This window comes from Sphingomonas sp. Ell38C01 (assembly GCF_055231975.1).
This window is the reverse complement of sequence record NZ_JBUYVA010000001.1, coordinates 342,275-360,309: the sequence shown is the minus strand read 5'-3', so window position 1 is coordinate 360,309 and position 18,035 is coordinate 342,275. Positions and strand designations below refer to the sequence as shown.

The 18,035-nt window shown below is 69.0% G+C and carries 13 protein-coding genes and 1 tRNA gene; 10 read left to right on the top strand and 4 right to left on the bottom strand.

The window, feature by feature from the left end:
- Window positions 1-23: 23 nt before the first annotated feature.
- Window positions 24-97 (top strand) — tRNA-Gln (locus tag ACV7NO_RS01690).
- A gap of 43 nt (window positions 98-140) precedes the next feature.
- Here the strand turns inward: ACV7NO_RS01690 and ACV7NO_RS01685 are convergent.
- Window positions 141-1,010 (bottom strand): LysR family transcriptional regulator, encoded by an 870-nt coding sequence (locus tag ACV7NO_RS01685; protein WP_463407251.1) that lies wholly within the window; start codon window positions 1,008-1,010, stop codon window positions 141-143.
- Window positions 1,011-1,101: 91 nt separating this feature from the next.
- Between ACV7NO_RS01685 and ACV7NO_RS01680 the strand changes: the two genes are divergently transcribed.
- The 9 genes from ACV7NO_RS01680 (at window position 1,102) to ACV7NO_RS01640 (ending at window position 15,707) form a co-directional block, all read left to right on the top strand.
- Window positions 1,102-2,271, top strand: coding sequence for an isovaleryl-CoA dehydrogenase (locus ACV7NO_RS01680; protein ID WP_463404304.1), 1,170 nt, complete (start codon window positions 1,102-1,104; stop codon window positions 2,269-2,271).
- Window positions 2,271-3,866, top strand: a complete 1,596-nt coding sequence (locus ACV7NO_RS01675; RefSeq protein ID WP_463404303.1) for a carboxyl transferase domain-containing protein — start codon at window positions 2,271-2,273, stop codon at window positions 3,864-3,866. The genes ACV7NO_RS01680 and ACV7NO_RS01675 overlap by 1 nt, the downstream gene beginning before the upstream one ends.
- Before the next feature lie 5 nt (window positions 3,867-3,871).
- The gene (locus ACV7NO_RS01670) at window positions 3,872-5,725 is read left to right on the top strand and encodes an acetyl/propionyl/methylcrotonyl-CoA carboxylase subunit alpha (RefSeq protein ID WP_463404302.1); all 1,854 of its coding nucleotides are present in this window, start codon (window positions 3,872-3,874) and stop codon (window positions 5,723-5,725) included.
- Between the two features lie 283 nt (window positions 5,726-6,008).
- The gene (locus ACV7NO_RS01665) at window positions 6,009-7,106 is read left to right on the top strand and encodes a pectinesterase family protein (protein ID WP_463404301.1); all 1,098 of its coding nucleotides are present in this window, start codon (window positions 6,009-6,011) and stop codon (window positions 7,104-7,106) included.
- The gene (locus ACV7NO_RS01660; protein ID WP_463404300.1) at window positions 7,103-10,669 is read left to right on the top strand and encodes a TonB-dependent receptor domain-containing protein; all 3,567 of its coding nucleotides are present in this window, start codon (window positions 7,103-7,105) and stop codon (window positions 10,667-10,669) included. The genes ACV7NO_RS01665 and ACV7NO_RS01660 overlap by 4 nt, the downstream gene beginning before the upstream one ends.
- 74 nt (window positions 10,670-10,743) lie before the next feature.
- Window positions 10,744-12,006: a family 43 glycosylhydrolase gene (locus tag ACV7NO_RS01655; protein ID WP_463404299.1), complete on the top strand. Its 1,263-nt coding sequence runs from the start codon at window positions 10,744-10,746 to the stop codon at window positions 12,004-12,006.
- Window positions 12,003-13,622 carry a family 43 glycosylhydrolase gene (locus ACV7NO_RS01650; RefSeq protein ID WP_463404298.1) on the top strand — a complete coding sequence of 540 codons (1,620 nt, stop codon included), beginning with the start codon at window positions 12,003-12,005 and terminating at the stop codon, window positions 13,620-13,622. The genes ACV7NO_RS01655 and ACV7NO_RS01650 overlap by 4 nt, the downstream gene beginning before the upstream one ends.
- The gene (locus tag ACV7NO_RS01645) at window positions 13,619-14,404 is read left to right on the top strand and encodes a rhamnogalacturonan acetylesterase (protein ID WP_463404297.1); all 786 of its coding nucleotides are present in this window, start codon (window positions 13,619-13,621) and stop codon (window positions 14,402-14,404) included. The genes ACV7NO_RS01650 and ACV7NO_RS01645 overlap by 4 nt, the downstream gene beginning before the upstream one ends.
- Before the next feature lie 10 nt (window positions 14,405-14,414).
- Window positions 14,415-15,707 carry a pectate lyase family protein gene (locus ACV7NO_RS01640; protein ID WP_463404296.1) on the top strand — a complete coding sequence of 431 codons (1,293 nt, stop codon included), beginning with the start codon at window positions 14,415-14,417 and terminating at the stop codon, window positions 15,705-15,707.
- Between the two features lie 3 nt (window positions 15,708-15,710).
- Here the strand turns inward: ACV7NO_RS01640 and ACV7NO_RS01635 are convergent, their stop codons facing one another.
- The 3 genes from ACV7NO_RS01635 to ACV7NO_RS01625 all read right to left on the bottom strand — a co-directional run bounded on the left by ACV7NO_RS01635 (window position 15,711) and on the right by ACV7NO_RS01625 (window position 18,029).
- Entirely contained in the window at window positions 15,711-16,580 is an 870-nt protein-coding gene (locus ACV7NO_RS01635; RefSeq protein ID WP_463407250.1) for an FAD:protein FMN transferase, read from the bottom strand.
- Between the two features lie 89 nt (window positions 16,581-16,669).
- Window positions 16,670-17,524, bottom strand: a complete 855-nt coding sequence (locus ACV7NO_RS01630) for a DUF4198 domain-containing protein (protein WP_463404295.1) — start codon at window positions 17,522-17,524, stop codon at window positions 16,670-16,672.
- A gap of 13 nt (window positions 17,525-17,537) precedes the next feature.
- Window positions 17,538-18,029 (bottom strand): DUF2271 domain-containing protein, encoded by a 492-nt coding sequence (locus tag ACV7NO_RS01625; RefSeq protein ID WP_463404294.1) that lies wholly within the window; start codon window positions 18,027-18,029, stop codon window positions 17,538-17,540.
- Between the last annotated feature and the right edge of the window lie 6 nt (window positions 18,030-18,035).

Sequence of the window (18,035 nt, the reverse complement as noted above, 5' to 3'; positions counted from 1 at the left end):
GCCGCCTAGATGCGCCGCCTGATTGCCCGATCCTCTAATGGTAAGAGAGCGGACTCTGACTCCGTCAATCAAGGTTCGAGTCCTTGTCGGGCATCCATTTTCCTCCCATTTTCCAGTGTTCCGACGCAGCAGCGTCGATCTCACGGCGTGACCGCGGCGACCAGCGCGGCGATCGTCGGGCCCTGCGCCAGCGCCGGCCGGTCGACGTGCGCGGCGTAGAGCAGCCCGATCTCGCGCGTGAAGTCGAACCCTTCCAGATGCGTGCGCACGACTCCGGGCTCGCGAAACCCGTCGGGCATGACGGTGACGCCCAGCCCGGCGCGGACATAGCCGAGCGCCCGGTCGTCGCTGGTGGTGCGTGACGGGAAGACCGGGCGGATGCCGCGCGTCGTGAAGAAGCGGCTGGTTTCGGGGAGCAGTTCGCAGTGGCGGCGGACGATCATCGGATCGTCGGCGAGGTCCTCGACCCGGATCGGATCGCGACCGGCGAGCGGATGCGACGTCGCGAGCGCGAGGGAATAGCCCTCGGTAAACAGGCGCTGGCCCGTCGCGTCGTCGTCGGTGCCACGCAGGATCGTGAGCGCGACGTCGATCCGGCCGCGCGCGAGGCGTTCGCGTAGGTCGCGCTCCTTGCCCTCGACGATCTCGACCGAGTCGCTGCCGGGTTGCGATCGGTGGAGGCGCAGGAACGCCTCGATCCAGCGGCGTGGCGTCGTCGCGAGCACGCCGAGGCGGACCGCGCGTGGCGCACTGGCGCCCGCGACCGCGCGTTCCGCGGCGGCGAAGCCCGATTCAATCGCGCGCGCGTGCGTGACGAGCCGCGCACCCGCCTCGGTCAGCGCAACGCGCCGGTTGGTCCGGTCGAACAGCGAGCGGCCGAGCGCCCTCTCCAGCTTGGCGATGCCGACCGACAAGGTGGGCTGCGAAACGTTGCAGGCGGCGGCGGCGCGGGAGAAGTTGCCCGTATCCACTACCGACAGGAAATACCGCAGGAGATAGCGATCGATCATAGACATCATCTATGATGTTCCTCCCGGGCTTTCAATTTTTCAAACCTCCCCCGATGGCCTATCGTCAGCGCAACGACGAATGGAGAGGATGATGGCGGCACTGGATTTCGCGCTGGGCGAGATGGCGGATGCGATTCGCGAGACGGTGCGGCGGTTCGCGCTCGACCGGATCGAACCGATCGCGGCGCGCATCGATGCCGAGGACTGGTTTCCGCGCGACCTGTGGCCGGAGATGGGCGCGCTCGGCCTCCACGGGATCACCGTCGAGGAGGCGGATGGCGGGCTGGGGCTCGGCTATCTCGAGCATCTGATCGCGTGCGAGGAGATCAGCCGGTCGTCTGCGTCGATGGGCCTGAGCTATGGCGCGCATTCCAACCTGTGCGTCAACCAGATCCGCCGCTGGGCGTCGCCCGAGCAGAAGGCGAAGTATCTGCCGAAGCTCATTTCGGGCGAGCATGTCGGCAGTCTTGCCATGTCCGAGGCGGGGGCGGGGTCGGACGTCGTCTCGATGAAGCTGCGCGCGGACAAGGTCGAGGGCGGGTGGCGGCTGAACGGCACCAAGTTCTGGATCACCAACGCGACGTACGCGGATACGCTGGTCGTCTATGCCAAGACCGCGCCCGATGCGGGATCGAAGGGGATCACCGCGTTCCTGATCGAGAAGGGGTTCGCCGGCTTTTCCATCGGGCAGAAGATCGACAAGGTCGGGATGCGCGGATCGCCGACCGCGGAACTGGTGTTCGACGATTGCTTCGTCGCGGACGACCAGGTGATGGGGCCGCTGAACGGCGGCGTGCGGGTGCTGATGTCGGGGCTCGATTACGAGCGCGTCGTGCTGTCGGGCATCCAGCTGGGGATCATGCAGGCGTGCCTCGACGTCGTGCTGCCCTATGTGCGCGAGCGGCGGCAGTTCGGGCGCGCGATCGGCGAGTTCCAGCTGATGCAGGCGAAGGTGGCGGACATGTATGTCGCGCTGAACACGTCGCGCGCCTATGTCTATGCGGTGGCGAAGGCCTGCGACGCGGGGCAGACGACGCGGTTCGACGCGGCGGGCGCGATCCTGTTCGCGTCGGAAAATGCGGTGAAGGTGGCGAACGAGGCGATCCAGGCGCTCGGCGGCGCGGGCTATACGAAGGACTGGCCGGTCGAGCGATACTGGCGCGACGCCAAGCTGCTCGACATCGGCGCGGGCACCAATGAGGTGCGGCGGATGCTGATCGGGCGCGAGCTGATCGGCCACGACGCGCCGCGGGCGCAGTGATGCCGACGCTGCGATCGCTCGCCGACCCGGCGTCGGAGGATTTCGCCGCCAACGCCGCGCATAACCGCGCGCTGGCGGAGGCGTTGCGCGAAAAGGCGACGACGAGTGCGCTCGGCGGATCCGAGGCGCATCGGGATCGCCACGTCGCACGCGGCAAGCTGCTGCCGCGCGACCGGGTGGCGCGGCTGCTCGATCCCGCGTCGCCGTTTCTCGAGATCGGGGCGCTGGCCGCGAACGGGATGTACGGCGACGGCGCGCCGGGGGCGGGGATGATCTGCGGGATCGGTCGCGTGTCGGGGCGCGAGTGCATGATCGTCGCGAACGACCCGACGGTGAAGGGCGGCGCCTATTTCCCGATGACGGTGAAGAAGCATCTGCGTGCACAGGAGATCGCGCGGGAGAACCGGTTGCCGTGCCTCTATCTGGTCGACAGCGGGGGCGCCAACCTGCCGCACCAGGCAGAGGTGTTTCCCGATCGCGAGCATTTCGGCCGGATCTTCTACAACCAGGCGCAGATGTCCGCGGAAGGCATCCCGCAGATCGCGTGCGTGATGGGCAGTTGCACCGCGGGCGGCGCCTATGTGCCCGCGATGTCGGACGAGACGGTGATCGTGCGCAACCAGGGGACGATCTTCCTGGCCGGGCCGCCGCTGGTGAAGGCGGCGACGGGCGAGGTGATCTCGGCGGAGGAACTGGGCGGGGCGGACACGCACGCGCGCAAGTCGGGCGTGGTCGATCATGTCGCGGAAAACGACGAACACGCGCTGTTGATCGTGCGCGACATCGTCGCGACGCTGAACCATCCCAAGGCGGTGGATATCGAGGTGACCGCGCCGCTTCCGCCGAAGCTCGATGCGCAGGAGCTGTACGGGATCGTGCCGCAGGACGTGCGCGCGCCCTATGACGTGCGCGAGGTGATCGGGCGGATCGTCGACGCTTCCGAGTTCCACGAGTTCAAGGCGCTGTACGGCACGACTTTGGTCTGCGGCTTCGCACGGATCTGGGGGATGCCGGTCGCGATCCTCGCGAACAACGGCGTGCTGTTTTCGGAAAGCGCGCTGAAGGGCGCGCATTTCATCGAGCTGGCGTGCCAGCGGCGGGTGCCGTTGCTGTTCCTCCAGAACATCTCGGGCTTCATGGTCGGCGGCAAGTACGAGGCGGAGGGGATCGCGAAGAACGGCGCGAAGCTGGTCACCGCGGTCGCGACCGCGTCGGTGCCCAAGATCACGGTGCTGATCGGCGGCAGCTTCGGGGCTGGCAATTACGGGATGTGCGGGCGTGCCTATGGCCCACGCTTCCTGTTCACCTGGCCCAATGCGCGGATCAGCGTGATGGGGGGCGAGCAGGCGGCGAGCGTGCTCGCGACCGTGCACCGCGACGCCGAGAGGTGGACGCCGGAGCAGGCGGAGGGGTTCAAGGCGCCGGTGCGGCAGAAATACGAGGACGAGGGGAATCCCTATTACGCGACCGCGCGACTGTGGGACGACGGCATCATCGATCCCGCGCAGACCCGCGACGTCCTGGGCCTCGCCTTTTCCGCCACGCTGAACGCGCCGATCCCCGAGCGTGCGCAGTTCGGCCTGTTCCGGATGTGATGGTGATGATCCAGTCTCTCCTCATCGCCAATCGTGGCGAGATCGCCCGCCGTATCATCCGCACCGCGCGCCGGCTGGGCATTCGGACGATCGCAGTCCATTCCGACGTCGATGCGGGCATGCCGTTCGTGGGCGAGGCGGACGACGCGGTGTGCATCGGCACCGCCGCCGCTGCCGACAGCTATCTGCGGCAGGACCGCCTGCTGGAGGCGGCGCGCGCGACGGGGGCGACGGCGATCCATCCCGGCTACGGCTTCCTGTCCGAGAATGCCGAGTTCGCCGAGGCGGTGATCGCGGCCGGGCTGGTCTGGGTCGGTGCGCCGCCCGCTGCGATCCGCGCGATGGGGCTGAAAGACGCCGCGAAGGAACGGATGATCGCTGCGGGCGTGCCGGTGACGCCGGGCTATCTCGGCGCAGACCAGAGCCCCGAGCGGTTGCAGGCGGAGGCCGATGCGATCGGCTATCCCGTACTCATCAAGGCGGTCGCCGGCGGCGGCGGCAAGGGCATGCGCAAGGTGGATGCCGCGGCCGACTTCGCCGAGATGCTGGAAAGCTGCCAGCGCGAGGCGGCCGCGTCGTTCGGCAACACGCAGGTGCTGATCGAGAAGTACATCCTGTCGCCGCGGCATATCGAGGTGCAGGTGTTCGGCGACACGCACGGCAACGCGGTTCATCTGTTCGAGCGCGACTGCTCGCTCCAGCGCCGCCACCAGAAGGTGATCGAGGAGGCCCCCGCGCCCGGGATGGACGCGGCGACGCGCGCCGCGGTGTGCGATGCGGCGGTGAAGGCGGCGCGCGCGGTCGACTATGTCGGCGCGGGGACGATCGAGTTCATCGCCGACGGGTCCGAGGGTCTCCGCGCCGACCGCATCTGGTTCATGGAGATGAACACCCGGCTTCAGGTCGAGCATCCGGTGACCGAGGCGATCACCGGCCAGGACCTGGTCGAATGGCAGCTGCGCGTCGCGTCGGGCGAGCCGCTGCCAAAGCGGCAGGACGAACTGGCCATCGACGGCTGGGCGATGGAGGCGCGGCTGTATGCCGAGAATCCGAGCACCGGCTTCCTGCCGTCGACGGGGCCGCTCGACCGGTTGCGCTTTCCGGGCGGCGTCCGCATCGACAGCGGCGTCGAGGAGGGTGGCGCGGTCACGCCCTGGTACGATCCGATGATCGCCAAGCTGATCGTCCATGGCACGACGCGGGGCGAGGCGGCGGCGAAGCTGGCGGTAGCGGCACGCGGGACGCAGGTGTGGCCGGTGCGCACGAATGCGGGGTTTCTCGCGCGCGCTGCGGCGCATCCGGATTTCGTGGCCGGGCGCGTGGATACCGGGTTCATCGCGCGGCACGCCGAAAGGCTGATTCCGCCGGCCGAGCCCTCGACCACGGTTCTCGCGGCGGCGGCGGCGGCGATCCTGCCCGCGATGACCGGGGATCCGTGGACGGCGTTGCGCGGGTTTCGCGCGAACGCGGCGCCCGTGATGCAGGTCGAGGTCGCGGTCGCGGGCAAGCCCTATCTCGCCAACGCCGGGTCGGCATCGGCGGGGGAGGTCGCGGACGGCGTGTTGTTCCTCGATGGCGAGGCATGGCCGTTCGGCCCGCGCCGCGCGGATCATGCCGGTGGCGGCGAGGATGGCGACGGCGCGATCCTGTCGCCGATGCCGGGGCGCGTCATCGCGGTCCTGGTCGCGGCGGGGCAGGCGGTCGCGCGGGGCGAGCGGATGCTGGTGCTGGAGGCGATGAAGATGGAACAGGCGCTGCTCGCGCCGTTCGACGGGGTGGTCGCCGAACTGAAGGTGGCGGAGGGCGCGCAGGTGCCCGAGGGCACGCTGCTGGCGCGCATCGACAAGATCGAAGGCTGACGGGCGGGGCGGCGTCTCCGTCTTTGCCCCATCGCCACCCTGGACTTGATCCGGGTGCCGCCAGGTGAAGAGGCGGGAACCTCTCTCGAGGCCGGCATGCCGGTTCTACGCCTGCCGGTGATCGGCACTAGACCCGTCGCCTATCTGAGCCATATCCGAAGCGATCGGCTGCTTGACAGGCAGATTGTGACGTCGCATTGTGATGACACCGGTTACCAGCATGCGTCGGGCAATGACGTGGCAGTTCGCCAGAGGGCGGGTCGGGGACCGACAGGGAGAGGAAATGAACGCGCGTCCGATCATCGCGAACGACCTGGCGGGCCTGGTGCCCGACCGTCGCGCCATGCTCGCGATGCTCGCAGTCGCGGGTCTTGCGGCGCCGTTGCGCGCCGAGGCGCCGTTACTCTATCACGTCTCGCAGGACGGCGCGCCGGGGAGCGTGCGGACACTGGCGGAGGCGCTGGCGCGCATCAGGAGTGACGCGCAGCCAGGGGCGACGATCACGCTGGGACGCGGTGTGTTCCGCGAAAAGCTGACGATCGACGTCCCGGGCGTGACGATCGTCGGGCGCGGACGCGACAGCGTGATCGGCTTCGATGCCGGCGCGGCGCTGCCGAAACCGGGTGGCGGAACCTGGGGGACGAGCGGATCGGCGACGCTGACGATCGCGGCACCCGACGTGACGCTGCGCGACCTTACGATACGCAATTCGCACGATTATCCGGCGAGCCGCATGCAAGCGGTGGCGCTCGCGGTGGGGGCGGCGGCGCCGCGCACGGTGATCGAGCGGTGCGACATCGAAAGCTGGCAGGATACGCTGCTGCTTCAGGCGACGACGCTGCTTCGCGATTCGCGGATCGCCGGACGCGTCGATTTCGTGTTCGGCGGCGCGGCGGCGTGGATCGAGCGGTGCACGATCGTGTCGCGCAACGACGGCGCGATGCCGGGCGGGTTCATCGCCGCGCCCAGCACGCCCGCGGTGCAGCCGGTCGGGCTCGTCTTCGCGGACTGCCGGCTGACGCGCGACGCGGGCGTGCCGGACGGCGCAACATGGCTCGGTCGCCCGTGGCGTGCGGGGGGCAACATGGCGCTGCTGGGGGCGGCGACCTATCTGCGGTGCTGGATGGACGCGCATATCGCGACGGATGGCTGGACCGCGATGGGGTATCGCGGGCCCGACGGGGCGCCGCGGATGCTGGGCCCGGATGATGCCCGGCTCTACGAACATGGCAGCACGGGGCCGGGCGCACGCTGCGCGGGCCCGACCCGTCGCACCTTGGGCGCCGACGCAGCTGCACGATTGACACCGGTATCAACACTCGGAGGCTGGGCGGCCGATACGACACGCCCGGCCCCGGCCAGGGGAGGACTATTGCTATGACGACCACCAAGGGGACGATCACCGGAGGGACGATCACGAAGGCGCGCGCGACGCTGAACGGCGCACCGTCGTTGATGGCGTTGCTCGTCGCGCTGGCGGCGACGCCGGTCGCGGCCCAGACTGCACCGGCGCCCGCGCCGCAGACGCCGGTGGGCGCGGCGACGCCCAACGCCGCGGTGGTGGGTTCCACGCCCGAGCAGGTCGAGGCGGCCGCCGCGGCGACGCAGGACGAGACGACGAGCGGCGCGGACTCCGTCCAGACGCTGTCGTCGGAAGAGGGCAAGGTCGCCGACATCGTCGTCACGGGCTTTCGCGGATCGATCCAGTCGTCGCTCAACGAGAAGCGCCGGTCCGACCTGCAGATCGACGCGATCACCGCGGAGGACATCGCCGACTTCCCCGACGCGAACCTGGCCGAATCGCTTCAGCGCCTGCCCGGCGTGTCGATCGATCGTGACAATGGCGAGGGGCGCGGGATCACCGTGCGTGGCCTGGGCGGCGACTTCAACCGCACGCGCCTCAACGGGCTGGAGGCGCTGTCGACCGCGGGATCGAACGATTCGGGCACCAGCCCCAACCGCAGCCGCTCGTTCGACTACAACACCTTCGCGTCCGAGCTGTTCAGCAGCCTGAAGGTGCAGAAGACGCCGTCCGCGGAAACCGACGAGGGCTCGCTCGGCGCCACGATCGACCTGACGACCGGCAAGCCGTTCGACTACAAGAACAACCGCTACGCGCTGTCCGCGGAGGGCAGCTACAACGAGAACAGCAAGAAGACGAACCCGCGCATCGCGGGCCTGGCTTCGGTGCGGTTCGGGCCCGACCGGCGGATGGGGTTCCTCGTCTCGGGCGCGTACAACAAGACCGAGAACGTGATCGATTCGTACGGCCGCCAGGCGGGCCAGTCCGACTATCTGTATCGCAGCAGCCAGTTCCTGGGCGAGGGCGTGCCGCAGCGCGCGGGCTTCTCCGCGCCGACCGGGACCGCGCTGCCCTATGCCAATCCCGACGCGCTGGCGGTGCAGACCGGATCCGATCCGACCGCGTATGCCAAGCTGTATCCGGGCGCGCCGTACAACACGCCGGGCCGGTTCGACGATTCGCGCGTGCGCATCCCCGCGCTGCCGACGCTCAACCACCAGACCGTCCGCAACGAGCGGATCGGCATCACCGGCGCGTACCAGTGGGACGTGACCGACAAGACGCGGCTGACGCTCGACGGGCTGTTCTCGCGGTTCAAGAACGTCAGCGAGAACAACCAGCTGTCGCCGGTGGGGCTCAACCGCAACAACACCAACGCGGCGTACAACAGCGCGGTCGGGCGGATCGCGCCGACCGCGTCGCGCGCGACCTATCCGGGGCTGTGCACGCCGAACGCGGGCAGCGCGATCGTGCCCGAGCAGGATTGCGGCCAGCAGCTGTACGGCGCGACGCCGGCGTTCGGCACCGCGCTGAACCAGCAGGGGCAGCTCGTCTCGTCGGTGCTCGGCAGCGCGGCGGTGGTGCCCGGTGCGACCAGCCCGACCAACGCCAACATCTTCAGCACCAACCCCAACAATCTCGATCCGTACGACTATTACAACAACCCCAACTCGGTCGGCTATATTCCGTCGAGCAATGGGCTGGCCTATCGCGGGCAGCTGATCGGGCGGCCGGGGGTCGACGTGCTCGACGCCAACGTGACCAACGGGCTGGCGGATTATCTGGTTCTTCGCAACGTCGACATGCGCTCGGCAGTCGATTACTCGGCGTACACGACGACGTTCTGGCAGGGCAGTGCCCGGATCGACCAGGACTTCGCCGACAATTTCAAGATGAGCGCGATCTACGGCAAGTCGAAGTCGGTCAACTATCAGCAGGGCCTGCTCGTCGAGTTCAACCGCATGGATTCGCCGCAGAACTTCGTCTATGACGATCGCCAGCACGGCGACATGCCCAAGATCGACTTCGGGTTCGACACGACCGATCCGAACAACTGGCAGATGGTGAAGGGCTTCTCCGCCATCCGCAACTACCAGCGCTATGTCCGCAACGACTATGAGGGCGTGAAGGTCGATTTCGACTGGGCGGTGAACGACCGGTTCAACGTCGCGTTCGGCGGCACGATCCGCCGCTTCGGCTTCTTCACCTCGCAGGCCGAGCGCAACACCGACACGCTGAACCCGACGCTGCTCGAGGCCAAGTCGACGACAGCGGCGAACAGCAAGCTGGTGCCGTTCGGGCAGGGGCTGAACACGCCCGAGGGCACGATCAGCAGCTTCCTCGTCCCCGACCTGGGCAAGATCGACCAGCTGTTCGGCTTCACCTGCAACTGCGTGAACAAGTATGGCGACTGGCGCCTGACGACAAAGCGCAACGGCGGGCAGAACAGCTATGGCGTCGACGAGAAGGACACCGCGGTGTACCTGCAGTTCGACTTCAACACCGAAATATTCGGCCAGCCGTTGCGCGGCAATGCGGGCACCCGCGTGGCGATCACCGACGTCACCTCGAACGGCACGTCGCAGTCGGGCCGGCCGATCGTGGGCACGAACCGCTATACCGACTGGCTGCCGTCGCTGAACCTCGTCTACCAGCCGCGCCGCGACATCTACATGCGGTTCGGCGCGTCGAAGGTGATGGCGCGTCCGCTGCTGGGCAATCTGGCGCCGACGATCACGTCGATCTCGGTGCCGTCTAACGGCGACAATACCGGCGCGTCGTTCACGATCGGCAACCCCCGGCTCCAGCCGTTCCGCTCGACCAATTTCGACGCCAGCCTGGAATGGTATTTCACGCCGTCCAGCCTGATCTCGATCGCCGGCTTCTCGAAGCAGGTATCGTCGTTCCCGCAGACGGTGCTGTTCACCGCGCCGCTCAGCGAGTTCGCCGACGCGGCGACGATCGCGGCGATCCGTGCGCAGTACACCAACGTCAACCAGTTGGCGTATCTCGATGCGAACAATCCGTTCACCGCACGCCAGTATCGCGACGCGCCGGGCGGCTATCTCCGCGGGATCGAGGCGAACTTCCAGCAGAACCTGACGTTCCTGCCGGGCTTCCTGAAGAACTTCGGCGTGCTGGTGAACTATACCTATATCAAGTCGGAGCTGAACTACATCCTCGATCCGGGCACCGCGGTGATCCCGCAGACGACGGGGAAGGGGCCGTTCATCGGCGTGTCGCCGCAGGCGCTGAACGCGACGCTGTTCTATGAGGTGAAGGGGTTCCGCGCACGCGTGTCGGTCGCCAATCGCAAGGGGTATGTCGCGCAATATCCGATCGCGGCGGGTTCGTGCAGTCCGGGGCTGACGACGGTGGGCACCGGCGTCGGCACCGCGACGGGGGCGGAAAGCGTGGGCTGCGACAGCCCGCTCATCAACGACTTCGTCTACAGCCGCGGCACGACGAACGTCGATGCGTCGATCGGGTTCAACCTGTTCAAGTCGTTCGCGCTGACGATCGAGGGGCTGAACCTGACCAACCAGAACACCAACCGCTATGCCTATCAGGGCCAGGAAGCGGTGACGCAATATGGCAGCAGCGGCCGCGTCTACCGCATCGGTGCGCGGATGAGCTTCTAGAGTTCCCACCCCAGGGACCTCGCCCCCCGCCGCATCGCCGGCGGGGGGCGTTTTTCGCCGGAGGATCGATAGAGATGGATCGCCGCGACATCATCAAGGCCGGGTTGGGCTTCGCCGGGATCGCGGCGGTGCCCGCATGGGCGCGGACGCCGCTAGCCTATGGTCCCGCGCCCCGGCCGGGAAGCGGCGCGCCCGTCGGCGACAATTCGGGGCGCGTGATCCCGCCGCCGCCCAAGGGCTACTGGCCCTATTCGGGCATCAGTGGGCCGGGCACGCGCGCGACCGCGGCGAGCGCCTCGGGCGGGTGGACGTCGGGACTGCCCGACGTGCGGTACAAGGGGCCGGTGCCGCGGCGCTACCCGGTCGCGGATTGGGGGGATTCCGATTCCGGGAGTGCGGTGGCGGCGCGGTTGCTGCCGCGGATCCGGCCGCTCCACGACGTCCATATCCGCGACACGATCGTCTGCGTCGGCGGCGACGGCTGGTATTACATGACGGGATCGACCGGCGACAACATCTGGGCGACCAACGACGGCGTCGAGCTGTGGCGATCGAAGGACCTCGACCGATGGGACTATCTGGGCCTCGTCTGGTCGATCGGGCGCGACGGGGTGTGGGAGCGCGACTGGCGGATGCGATCGGGCGTGCCGTTCCGCGCGCTGTGGGCACCCGAGATCCATTTCATCCGCGGCAACTATTATATCTGCCATTCGATGAGCCGCGCGGGGCTGGCGATCCTGAAGAGCACGACCGGTCGCGCCGAGGGGCCGTATGTCCACGCCTTCTCCCCCGACAAGCCGATCAAGGGCGGGATCGACGCGACGTTGTTCGAGGACCCCGCCGGCGCTGTGTGGTTCACCGCGGGTTCGGCGGACGAGATCGTGCGGCTGAAGGACGATGTGTCGGGGCTGGCAGAACCGTGGCGGAAGATGACGAGTGCGGACGGCTGGGACCGCGATCCGACCCATCATCGCCGACAGTGCGCCGACAAGGACTTCGCGCATTTCGGCTATGAAGGCGCGACGATGTTCCAGCGGGACGGCGTCTATTATCTGGGCGTCGTCGATCGCTACGACGATCGCTATTCCTTCGCCTTCTGGCTTTCCGACACGCCGACAGGCCCGTGGCGCGAACGGCACGAGGGCGCGCCGTGCTGCGGCGGGGGCAACGTGTTCCGCGACCGGCAGGGCCGGTGGTGGCAGACCTTCTTCGGCAACGACGCGCGCAGCCACATGCGCGAGAAGCCGGGCCTCGTCCGCATCGACTTCGACGCGCGCGGGCATGTGATCGTCCACGCCGACCAGCCGTTCCGTATCGACCAGAAGGATCCTGTATGACGATCTCCCGCCGCGAAGCTATGGGCGCTGCGCTGGCCGGGGGGGGCGCCGCGCTGGCCGGGGGCGGGTTCGCGCTGTCCGGTCCCGCCGCTGCGGCGACGACGCCCGCCTGCGCGCCCGCGGCGACCGACTGGAAGCGCGGGTTCGAGGGGCAGCGCGTCGCCGATCTGGGCGACGGGCGCTTCCTCAATCCGCTGATCGCGGGCGACCGGCCCGATCCCGCCATCCTGAAGGATGGCGACGATTACTACATGACCTTCTCCAGCTTCGACAGCTATCCGGGCTGCACGATCTGGCACAGCCGCGACCTGGTGAACTGGCAGCCGCGCACCGCCGCGCTGCGCACCAATATCGGCTCGGTCTGGGCGGTGAGCCTGGAGAAGTACGAGGGGCGGTATTTCCTCTACATCCCGGTCAAGGCGAAGCCGAACTCGATCTTCGTCATCCATGCCGACCATATCGACGGGCCATGGTCCGAACCGATCGACCTGAAGCTGCACAGCCATATCGATCCGTGCCACGCGGTGGGCGAGGACGGGTCGCGCTGGCTGTTCCTGTCGGGCGGGGACCGGATCCGGCTGGCGGAGGACGGCCTGTCGACGGTCGGCGCGGTCGAGCATGTCTACGACCCGTGGCGTTACCCCGATACGTGGGACGTCGAGGGCTTCTCGCCCGAGGGGCCGAAGATCCACCGGCATGACGGGTGGTTCTACATGCTGACCGCGGTCGGTGGGACGGCGGGGCCGCCGACGGGGCATATGGTAATCGCGGCGCGGTCGCGATCGATCCATGGGCCTTGGGAACAGCATCCGGGCAACCCGATCGTCCGCACCGTCGACACCGCGGAGAAATGGTGGTCGCGCGGGCATGCGAGTCTGGTCGAGGCGCCGGACGGGTCGTGGTGGTCGGTCTATCACGGCTATGAGAACGGGTACTGGACGCTGGGGCGTCAGGTGCTGCTCGATCCGGTCGCGTGGACCGCGGATGGCTGGTTCCGCATGACCGGGGGCGACCTGTCGACGCCGATCGCCAAGCCGAAGGGCGGCGCGAAGTTGCCGCACGGCCTGCCGCTGTCGGACGATTTCAAGACGCTCAGGCTCGGTGCGAAGTGGAATTTCTTCCGCCCCGGCCCCGCCGAGCGCGATCGTGCGCGCGCCGAGGGCGGCGCGCTGGTGTTGAAGGCGAGCGGCACCGCGCCCGTCGATTCGTCGCCGCTGATGCTGATCGCGGGAGACCAGGCGTACGAATTCCAGTGCGATATCGAGATCGCCGCCGGCGGAACCGCGGGGCTGGTGCTGTTCTACGACGACCGGCTCTATTGCGGGCTGGGCTTCGACGAAAAGCGCTTCGTCACGCACCAGTACGGTATCGAACGCGGTAGGCCCGCCAATCCGCACGGCCGGCGGATGGCGATCCGCATCACGAACACGCGACATATCGTCGCGATCCACACCTCTGGCGATCGCGGGAAAACCTGGCAGCGGTTCGACCGCGGCATGGAAGTGTCGGGCTATCACCACAATGTCCGCGGAGGATTCCTGATGTTGCGACCGGGCTTGTATTCGGCGGGAGCGGGCGAGGCCAAGTTTCGCGATTTCCGGTTCCGCGCGCTGTGATCGCCGCGCTGCTTCTCGCCGCCGCGGTTCAGACCACGCCCGCGCCGCCGGTCCAGCCGCCGGTCCAGCCGATCCGGGCGTCGAAGATCATCCTCGTCGGCGACTCCACCACCGCGGTCGCGGGGGGGTGGGGCGGCGATTTCTGCGCGAACCACGTCACTTCGTTCGCCGCCTGCGTCAATCTGGCGCGGGGCGGGCGGAGTTCGGGAAATTATCGCACCGAGGGCTCGTGGGACCTCGCGCTGTCGGAGATGAAGACGCCGGGGTTCGTGAAGACGTGGGTGCTGATCCAGTTCGGGCACAACGACCAGCCGGGCAAGCCGGGGCGGTCGACCGACCTGGCGACCGAGTTTCCCGCCAACCTGCGCCGCTACGTCGCCGAGGCGCGCGCGGCGGGGGCGGTCCCGGTGCTGCTGACCCCGCTGACGCGACGCACGTTCCGGGACGGGCGCGTGGTCGAGGATCTCGCGCCCTGGGCGGAGGCGGTGCGCACGGTGGCGGCGGAGACGAAGACTCCATTGGTCGATCTCAATGCGCGCAGCACCGCGGCGGTCAACGCGATGGGCGAGCGCGGGGCCGAAACGCTGGCGCAGCTGCCGCCGGGGACCGCGCCGATCGCTCCCGCCGCCGTCACCGAAGTGCAGGAGACGCCGTTCGCGCAGCGCAAGCTGAGCTTCGACCGGACGCATCTGGGCGCGAAGGGCGCGGGGGTGTTCGCGACGATGGTCGCGCGCGACCTGTCGGTCGCGGTGCCCGACATGCGCAAACTGCTGTTCGATTGAGGATCCGATGATGATTGATACCCCCCCCGCCATATCCGCTCCTGCGCAGGTCGCCTTTCCCGGTGCGGAGGGCGCGGGGCGCCTGTCGCTCGGTGGGCGCGGCGGGCGGGTGATGATCGTCACCACCTTGCAGGACGGCGGCCCCGGTTCGTTGCGCGAGGCGGTCGAGGCGAAGGGGCCGCGCGTCGTCGTCTTCGCGGTCGACGGGACGATCCGGCTGACGAAGCCGCTGCGCATCCGCGAGGGGCGGATCACGATCGCGGGCCAGTCCGCGCCCGGTGGCGGCGTCACGCTGCGCGACCAGCCGTTCGAGGTCGCGGCGGACGATGTCGTGGTGCGCTATATCCGCTCGCGGCTGGGCGACGAATCGAAGACCGAGAGCGACGCGATCTGGATCCTGGGCGGGCGGCGGATCATCCTCGACCATGTCTCCGCCAGCTGGTCGGTCGACGAGACGCTGTCGGCGTCGGCGCGCTATGCGAAGGGCGAGGGGTTCTGGGACCTGACCGTGCAATGGTCGATCATCGCCGATTCGCTGACGCACTCGCTCCACGCCAAGGGCGAGCATGGCTATGGTAGCCTGATCCGCGGCGGGCGCGGAAGCCGGATCAGCTTCCACCACAATCTGTGGGCGAACCACGAGGCGCGGATGCCGCGGCCGGGGAATTACGACGGGCCGGATATCGATCCCGAGGGTGCGTTCTTCGATTTCCGGTCGAACGTCTTCTACAATTGGGGCGGGTCGCACTCGGGCTACAATGCCGACAAGGCGACGCTGGCGCGGTACAATTTCGTCGACAACAGCTATGTCGCGGGGCCGAACAGCGACAAGCCGATCGCGTTCCAGGAATCGAACACGCTGGCGAAGGCGTATTTCGCGGGCAACAGCATGAACGGCGCGATCCCGGCGGATCCGTGGTCGCTGGTGAGCGGGATCCAGCCCGACGGGTACAGGCTCGCGACGCCGGTCGACGTCGCGCCCGTGCGCAGCGAGGCGGCGGCGGCGAGCTATGCGCGCGTGCTGGCGGGGGCCGGCGCGTCGAAGGCGCGCGACGCGGTCGATGCGAAGGTGATCGCGGGCGTGCGGACGCGCACCGGCAAACAGATCGATACGCAGCGCGAGGATGGTGGCTGGCCGGAGCTGTCGAAGGGTGTGGTGCCCGCCGATCGCGACCATGACGGGATGCCCGATGCGTGGGAGCGGGCGCATGGGCTGAACCCGGCGAAGGACGACAGTGCGCGTGCGCGCAAGGACGGGTATACCGCGATCGAGACGTATCTGAACGGGCTGGTTGCGGGCTGATGCTCACGCCAGCATCGCGGTCAGGGCGAGGCTGAGGACCTCCCCGTCCGTCGTCACCCACCGTGCCGCGAGGCCGTGCGCGGTCGCGACTGTCAGCCCGTCGATCGGCCCCAGCACCGTCAGCGCGGTCGCCCAGGCGTCGGCCGTGAGCGCCGAGGCGTGGATCACGCTCGCCGACACGACGCCGTTCTCGGTCGCGCGACCGGTGCGCGGGTCGAGCGTGTGTGCGCCGCGGACATAATCGCCCGAAGTCGCGACCGCGAGATTGTGGAGCCCGATGCGGAGCGGTGCGGCGGCGGCGCCGGGGGGCGTTTCGAGATCAACCCACCACGGCTCGCCACCGGGGCGCACCCCGCGCCCGGCGAGCTCGCCGCCGATCTCGACCAGCGCATGCGCGATGCCATGCGTGGCAAGCAGGTCCGCGACCGCGTCGACCGCATGGCCCTTGGCGATTCCCGACAAGTCGAGCGAGCACCCGCCGGGCTGGCGCAGGCGGCGCATCGGGGCGTCGTAGTCGAGACGGTGCCAGCCCGAGGTCGCGCGCGCCGCCGCCAGTGCGGCGTCGCCTGGTGGACCCGCGACCGCGAGCGGGCCGAAGCCCCACAGGTCGACGACGCGCCCGATCGCGGGATCGAACGCACCGCCCGTCGCCTCCGCGATCCGCAGCGCCTGCGCGACGACATGCGCGAAATCGGGGGGCAGGGCCGTCCACGATCCCGCTGCCGCGCGGTTGAAGCGGGACAGCAGCGAGGCGGCGTCCCAGTGGCTCATTTCGTCCACCAGTGCAGCGAGCCGGGCGACGATCGCGCGTTCGACCGCCGCGACGTCGACACCGTGCGGAGAGGCGAGGCGGACCGACCACCGCGTCCCCATCGTCTCGCCCGCGAGATCGACGATCGGTGCCGCCGCGTCGCGCGTGGCGATCGCGGCGGCGTCGATCACGGTGGGCAGCGCTATGCGTGTCAGGGCGTCAGCACCTCGAGCGTCGTGATGTACGTCATCCGCCGCTCGGTCGCGCGGGGCGTGGTGGTCGCCTTGTCGGTCGCGGTGGCGTTGAGCCAGTACATCCCCGCGGTCGGCCATGTCACGCTCAGCACGCCGTCCGCGCCCGTCGTCAGGTCGCGCGCGCCCTCGTCGTTGCGATAGCGCTTGCCGCCGGGAATCACGGTGACCTTGAGGGCTGCGGCGGGCTTGCCGTCGATCAGGAATCGGAACTTTGCGGTTTCGCCCGCCACCAGCTCGTCGGGATGGGTGACGGGGGCGAATTCGAGGCCCGTGCCGGTGGTCTTGAAGACGGTGGTGGTCGGCGCGCCCGCGGTCAGGAACACCTCGTTGCGCGACTGGACCTCGGTCAGCGCGACGTCGGTCGCGTTGGCGGGGATGTCGGCGACGGTCAGGGGGGCGGGCTGGCCGGGGCCTCCCTGTCCGGGTCTGGGTGGGCCGCCGCGGCCGCCGACGCGCTTCTCGACGCCGTCGACCTTGAAGCTGCCCATCACGGCCTGCACCTGCGTGCCGACCTTCCACGTGCCGGGCTTGTCGAGCTGGACGTCGAAGACCGAGCGGTAGCGCCCGGTCGACGGGTTCTGGAGCTGGCCGGGCGTGCCGTCGGGCTGCCACACCTTCACCGCATCGAGCCGCATCGGCTGATGATCGAAGAAGAACAGGTCGTTCGACACCGCGGCGTCGATCGTCACCCAGCTGTCGGTGCCCGACACGACGGTGCTGGAGGGAAGCATCCACTGGCGATGCGCGGACAGCGCGGCGGGGACCGAGAGGATGGCGGCGGCGGCGAGCAGCCGGGTGGCGAAGCGATTCATGATCGGGCCTTTCTCAGCGGGCGAGGGTGACGGCGCCGAGCTCGGCCTTGCCGGTGGCGCGCACGGGGACGTTGGGGACTGCGATCGGCAGCGTGACGAGCTCGCGCCCGCCGGTCTCGCGCGCGGCCTCGACGTTCAGGACATACTGGCCGGGCTTGAGGTCCGCGGGGAGTGTCAGTTTATACTGGCCGGGCGCGCGGGTGGCGCCGCTGACGCCGTCGGCGGGCATCGCCATCGCGCGGCCGCCCTTGCGCCACCACGCGCGCAGGTCCGCGAGCCACTTGGTGCCGGGCTCGTTGCCGCCCTTCTTCACGTCGTACCACACCGCCAGCGTCCGCGCCGCGCCGCCGCCGACCGGCTCGAGCCAGACCGCGACATAGGGGCGGTGATATTCGGCGACGTCGAGCCGGGGGATCGTGATCGTGACGGTGCCCGCGCTCGCGGGTGTGGCGACGAGCGGCGCGGCAAGCGTGCCGGCGAGGAGCGAGAAACGGCCTGGACGCATGGCGAT

What these genes read in the sequence shown, in the direction of transcription:
- ACV7NO_RS01685 (WP_463407251.1), bottom strand. Translation starts at nt 1,010, where the DNA reads ATGATCGATCGCTATCTCCTGCGGTATTTCCTGTCGGTAGTGGATACG.
- ACV7NO_RS01680 (WP_463404304.1), top strand. Translation starts at nt 1,102, where the DNA reads ATGGCGGCACTGGATTTCGCGCTGGGCGAGATGGCGGATGCGATTCGC.
- ACV7NO_RS01675 (WP_463404303.1), top strand. Translation starts at nt 2,271, where the DNA reads ATGCCGACGCTGCGATCGCTCGCCGACCCGGCGTCGGAGGATTTCGCC.
- ACV7NO_RS01670 (WP_463404302.1), top strand. Translation starts at nt 3,872, where the DNA reads ATGATCCAGTCTCTCCTCATCGCCAATCGTGGCGAGATCGCCCGCCGT.
- ACV7NO_RS01665 (WP_463404301.1), top strand. Translation starts at nt 6,009, where the DNA reads ATGAACGCGCGTCCGATCATCGCGAACGACCTGGCGGGCCTGGTGCCC.
- ACV7NO_RS01660 (WP_463404300.1), top strand. Translation starts at nt 7,103, where the DNA reads ATGACGACCACCAAGGGGACGATCACCGGAGGGACGATCACGAAGGCG.
- ACV7NO_RS01655 (WP_463404299.1), top strand. Translation starts at nt 10,744, where the DNA reads ATGGATCGCCGCGACATCATCAAGGCCGGGTTGGGCTTCGCCGGGATC.
- ACV7NO_RS01650 (WP_463404298.1), top strand. Translation starts at nt 12,003, where the DNA reads ATGACGATCTCCCGCCGCGAAGCTATGGGCGCTGCGCTGGCCGGGGGG.
- ACV7NO_RS01640 (WP_463404296.1), top strand. Translation starts at nt 14,415, where the DNA reads ATGATTGATACCCCCCCCGCCATATCCGCTCCTGCGCAGGTCGCCTTT.
- ACV7NO_RS01635 (WP_463407250.1), bottom strand. Translation starts at nt 16,580, where the DNA reads ATGGGGACGCGGTGGTCGGTCCGCCTCGCCTCTCCGCACGGTGTCGAC.
- ACV7NO_RS01630 (WP_463404295.1), bottom strand. Translation starts at nt 17,524, where the DNA reads ATGAATCGCTTCGCCACCCGGCTGCTCGCCGCCGCCGCCATCCTCTCG.
- ACV7NO_RS01625 (WP_463404294.1), bottom strand. Translation starts at nt 18,029, where the DNA reads ATGCGTCCAGGCCGTTTCTCGCTCCTCGCCGGCACGCTTGCCGCGCCG.